The following is a 5,859-nucleotide window of genomic DNA, read 5'->3' on the forward strand; positions in this document are numbered from 1 at the left end:
TCTGTTCCAGTCGGCGTCTATCTTCCGCACTCAACTCCAACCCTTTCTGCTTCTTCACGTTTCGCGTCACAAAAGCCTATCGGCGCATAGACTCAGAAATGCGGAAGTGGTTCTCGGGAAGAGCTTACTAATGTTGATGGCTTATGACTAGCTCAGGCCCCGACCGTTCCACTGCCTTACCGGCCTGTCCGAATTTCCGCCGCCACCTCTGATCATGCGTTTTACCCCAAATCTGTGTCCCAAAAAACCGGAGCCGCCGCACTCGTTTTTCCATGCCCCTCACGGGAGCGCTGATTTTTTCATTTCAAGATCAACCATTTCTAATCAATAGCCGATTCAACCATAGATCATGCTCCCTATTTCGTCGACACCCGCCGCACCAAGCTCCCCCCAACGATTTCAACTCGGCCAAAAAAGCGTCAGCGCTCCGTGGCGTGACGACTCGAGCGCATCGCTGGCGAATATGATCACGGGCGTGAGGCAAGACCCGAACCTCGCCCAGCAAACACGGCGAGATGGCGCGCATGCCCATGCGTGGGGCGAGCCGAGCGAGGGGCTGGCGGCCCAGTCTTGCCCACGCAAGGTGCGCGCGCTCGCCAACCAGATTCGGACGATGGGATCGTGGAACAACGACGGCGGGGATGTGGTGTCGCGCCTCTTGCCGGAGTTACCGGGATGGCCGAAGGGGCGCGTGCTGACGATTCTGGGTAGGAACAAGAACTATTACGAGCGACAATCGTTCGGACAAGGCCAGTCGGATCGTGCGCCGGTGTTGGTGCTGCTGCAGGGCGACCATTACAGTGCGGTGATGGATGGCCGTGAGATTCCGGTCCCACCTGATGGGAACTGTTTTTATCATGCGGTGCTGGCCTCGCTCGGCGCGGACGTGGGCGGGATGAAGCAGCAGCTTGGCCTACCGGGCGATGCCTCGGACAAGGAGGTCATTCGCGCCTTGAGGGGACGTCTTGCGGACTATGTGCAGGCCAATCCGCAGCTTGTCGAGCCGTATCTCAGCGAGAGTAGCCCGCCGCAAGTCCGAGTCGCTTGGGCGGAATTTGAGAGCACGCCTGATACACAAGCGCAATTGGACGAAGATGAATATGATCCATATGACGACATAAAGGACCCTGATGATGTAATCGAGGCCTACAAGGCTGAGAAGCATGACGATCACCCAGTGTGGCATCCTAAGCCGGGGCGGCCTTGGGCAGAGCCGCTTTTGCAGCTTATAACCATGGGAATGCCGGTATTTCACAATTTGGCACAAGGAAGACCTCTGCTGGGGCCGCTTCCGGAGCCGCGAAAGAACGATCTGGTAGTCGATGATCCTTCCCGGCGTGTTTATGCACTATTGAATAATGCGACCAATAGAGAGCGGCTCATTGACGACCTGAATCGCACGTTAGACGAATGGCAGCAAAGTCCGAAATATATAGCGGGGAGGGATCGTGACGTATTGGTTCAGGGACGGGCACTGACTGCTGAACTGGAGGACAGCTTTGCCAATCCGTTGAGAGAAGAACTGGCAGCAAAGACGTTGGACTATTTCTATCGCTATTCCGTGTATTTCGCTGACAATTTCAACGATCTCCACTCAACAAAGAGGGACAGGGAGGCCGGAAGTCGCAGCTTGAGGGGGCAGCAGCGCGTCCAAGCCCCCAACCCCATGCGTGAGACCGGCTCACGCCGGGCTTCCGAAGCGGTACCTGCCTTCGCCACGTCTGCTGGCCTATCGGCATTGGAGGCACAGAATGCCCCCCTGTTAGGAGCAACGCTGGCTGGTCTCTCGATGACGAATCCGAATCTAAAAGCGGGGGCGTTTGCGGCGGCGGGGGTGACATTTGCAAGTGGGGCGGCAGCTGCGGCGTACGGCTTGTACCGCCGGTTGACGCGTGACAGTGCCCCGGCTGACACTACCCCGGGTACGTTGGTCGATGACGAGAGTCACGATGACGAAGTCGTGGCGAATCTCAAAATTCCCCCGGAATTGGAAGCGTCGATTTTCGGCACAGCGAATGCTCCCGTCCGATTGGCCAGGTCCGCACGTTCCGCGTCGAGGAGCATAAATCAACCGAAGTCAGCTGATGGGTACAAGCCGAACTTTTCAAAATACGATGATCATGTGGCCGAAAATCTTCGGAGAATATGGGACCAAAGTGGTAACTATGATTGGGCTCGTGACGACGACACAGTGCGGTTAATGATTTTCAACGGTAAACTAAATACATTAATAAATCACGATGACAAGCCATCGAGCCGCATATCCGATCATCTTATGTTTGCGGCAATTCGCGAGTTTGACGCGCTACGTTTACATCTAGAGGGACTGCGGAGCGCTGATAGCAGGGTGGATGCACATCTTGCCTACATGGATGAGATTCTCCATGTCTCGGGAGTGTTTTCTAAGGTTCCCCTATACCGCGCCGCATTTGCTGTCAATGAAATTGATGACGATCTCTATGCGTCACAGCGCCCATTGACTGACAATTTCATATATAGAAGGCGAGGCCCCGGTGATTCCACGGATGGCATTGCGAATATGCCAGTGGAATCAATCTATTCACGCGGGATTCGGCTTGCCGAACAATCTTTTGTTCGAAAAATGAGCGACGCAATCTCCGCTACGCCACCCGAGATGCTGCCCAATGCCTTTGCTAAAATTTATAAAGATGAGATTTATTCGCATGGCCGAGAATTGGTTGACTATTTTATTAAAAAGCGCGGATTTACATCAAACGCGGATTACAAGGATGGCCTGCCCTCCGATCTGGAGTCGGATGCACGAATAGAATTGACCAATGTAAAAAAATATCACGCGTTGACTCTATTCGCGGAGGCGATGGCAGACCATGCCATTTACAAGAAGCTGAAGGAGTATGGGATATCTTCTGGCCAATACGGTGGATATCAGGCGCTCCTGGAAGCAAAGAGATCTGCCGCCAAGTTGGTCATTGAAAAATTCGGCATCGACGCGAGCGGGAAAAATTTCGATGCCGACGATTATATTGATGCATATAATCAAATACTAATTAACGAATCTATTTCAGACGAGGTGAAGCAATACCTCCTGAAATCCGCGTCGATGGCATTCTACATGGTTTGTACAGATGAGCTGCCAGCACACCTGGCATGGCACACTGACATGCTTGAGGATTTTTATAGTTCCGTGGAGCATCAATTGCCCGTGCTGAACTTGGCCAATAGCCGACCCGATGATCACATTGACATCGGCAGCTTCAAGAGAAGCAATGAATGCTCGAGCAAAGAAGAATACTTTAATCAATTCGTTGAGTACAAAAAGAGCAGCTTGGCTTACGATGCGAAATCGGTCGCGCTAAATATGTTGCATGCGGCTGGTCTAACGGAGTATGACATATCAGCGATGAAGCCAGTAGCTGCTCTCGGCGCTGACTTGCGCCTGTACTGGTCATACAGTCGCGGACTTGGGGAACTCCTCAAAAATGGCGGCGATTGGCGTAGAAATTATATCGATATAAACGATCCTAGGGAGGGCGGAAATTATATCAAAGAGCCACATGCGTATGGTGGCCCAAATAATGCCGTCGGCAAAATGGCTTTCGTGGAGATGGCTGATGGCCGAATGATTGCGATTGCTGTAATTAATGGTAAATCGAAGGCCAAGGCATTCAGCGCAGATCAGGTTAGGTCAAGTCGGGTACTGCAGAAGATAAGGGCATCGATGCAAAGTGGGCTTCCCAAAGAACGCGATGATCAAGGGAAGAAGGAGGCGGGGGGGCGACGAGGTTCGTCCAGGACGAGTCCATACATAGATATTGAGGGGAAAGTCCTTATTGACGAGGTTCTCAAGCCGCTCTTCGGGGATGAGTATAAATCTATCGGGTTTGAAGGAAGCCACCGGGGCTATGTTCGACAGGCATTTCCACAACTGACTGCTGCGCAAAATTTCAATCTGGATTTGTCAAAAAATGGCGCAGGACTATATCCACTCGCAACATCGGTCGCCACTAGCGGCTTGGAGGAGTACGTTGCTGCATTGAAAGGTAGTCTTAATGATCCGCAGTGGTGGGAATACGTAATAATGTTCCTCCCATTTGCCGAAGAAATTTATAAGTATGCCGTTGACAAGGATCACAAGGTTGATGGACGAAGCATAGCGGCCGATGTGATGAACACGATTTTTTCGCTGGTTCCGTATGTCGGCACTGCGGGGAAGCTTTCGTCGGTTACAACGAAGGTCCTTGGGAATGCATTTACGCGCGCCATGAGGGCGGGCATGACAAGAGGCTTGACGGGGCAAAAATTGACAATGAAAGTGCTGGCCGAGCTAGCTAAAGAGGCTCCTGCGCTGAGGAAGGTCGGCTTGAAAGCACTGGCATCTGCAGCGTATGCCGCGGCGGACGTGGTATCGCCCGTTCCACCGGATCTGCTCGTTAATCCAGCTACGCGATTGACAAAGAATGTCAGGAAATATTTGAACCGGCAGCAAGGTCTTAGTGGCCAATTGCCCTCCAGCAGCGGAGGGCGAGTGCCTGCGAGTGACGCGAATATTGACTTGATGAATGCTGCTGGCGACGAACTGGAGGCGCTCGGGCGGACCGCGACGATTGCGCCGAGCGCCGATCGATCGATAACACTCCGAGCCAGTGTTCTGACTCCCGGCCAAACGATTGAGGAAAATAGCGCGTTATTTGAACCGCTTTCACGAAAGCAACTTTCAGTGATGCGTGCCGACGAAGCCGCTCCTTATTCTTTCGATGACTTATGCGCAGCACCCGGCCGACTACAGAAGCGACAAGTCTTGGAAAAATTATTGAATTGCTTCCCCTTTACAAGCGGCATTGGCAGGAATGATCCGGGTCCGAGGCAGCCCGGACCCGATGCGAGTCGTCTGGGAAAGATGTCATACAACATTAATCTCGGGGCGTTTACAAAAATAAAATTGCAACTTGCAAAAAGAACGAACAAAATACAAAAATTTGATGCCACGTTGAATAAATTTGTTGATACAGATAAATATGAGACGGTTGCTGTTTCGGGGCACGCGCAATTGAAGAATTCGCGCTTTCCAGATTCGGTGAGGTTGCGTGATGAGCTTAATAATATTCATTTGTTATATAAAAAATTGCGCGCATTGGCCGAGAATTATTCCGGTCCTGATGCTAGGGCTTTGATTAATAATTTTAATACCGGTGCACACCTAAGTAAAAATGTGATGGCTATGCCTGGCCAAAACGGCGTTTTTGAACCGGAAATTTTTGTGACACTCAAGAAAGGCGGTGCAGTCGAATGCTCGGAGATAATTGGTGTGGCAAAAATATTTGGAATTGAAGCGCGCGATAATGTGATAGATCAGTTGCATTTGGATTTTGTGTTTTCGCACCCCTTTACTATTGTAAACAAATATCCTGATTTTCGCAAATATGTTATTGATAAATTGAATATTTTGCCGTCTGAACTGGATAATTATCAATTGAAACACGCGGGATTGAATACTGCGTATGCCGGTCTCGAGCAAATCTATGACAGTGGGCTCTATCCCAACATCAAGAAAATCACCACCCGAGCCATCAATCCCATTACGGCAGGTGAATTTCTGAAGCGGGGGGGAGTAATAGAGGCAACTTAAGCCGGAGTTCGACAGATGGGCACCTCGAATTACCGCTCTTTTGAGCTGACTCTGCCGTGACACGCCGCGACCTGGCCGATTCGCGGCCCACACAGAGGTGGCGGCGGAAATTCGGACAGGCCGATACTGACCAGTTCATCAAATAGTGCGTAATATTCAAGCGGCGTAACGGACATGTTTCTCGTTGAACAGGTTACGAATCACGTGAGGTTCCTTCTGGCGACGATGCAAATGGCTCCGGACATGCCGGA

General features: G+C 51.4%; 1 protein-coding gene. It reads left to right on the top strand.

Annotated features, from left to right (window positions below; all coding sequences use genetic code 11):
• The first annotated feature begins 349 nt into the window (after window positions 1-349).
• Window positions 350-5,608, top strand: coding sequence for a hypothetical protein (locus CFB82_RS42915; RefSeq protein WP_143751068.1), 5,259 nt, complete (start codon window positions 350-352; stop codon window positions 5,606-5,608).
• Window positions 5,609-5,859 lie beyond the last annotated feature (251 nt).

Source organism: Burkholderia sp. HI2714, from assembly GCF_002223085.1.
GTDB classification, from domain to species: Bacteria; Pseudomonadota; Gammaproteobacteria; order Burkholderiales; family Burkholderiaceae; genus Burkholderia; species Burkholderia lata_D.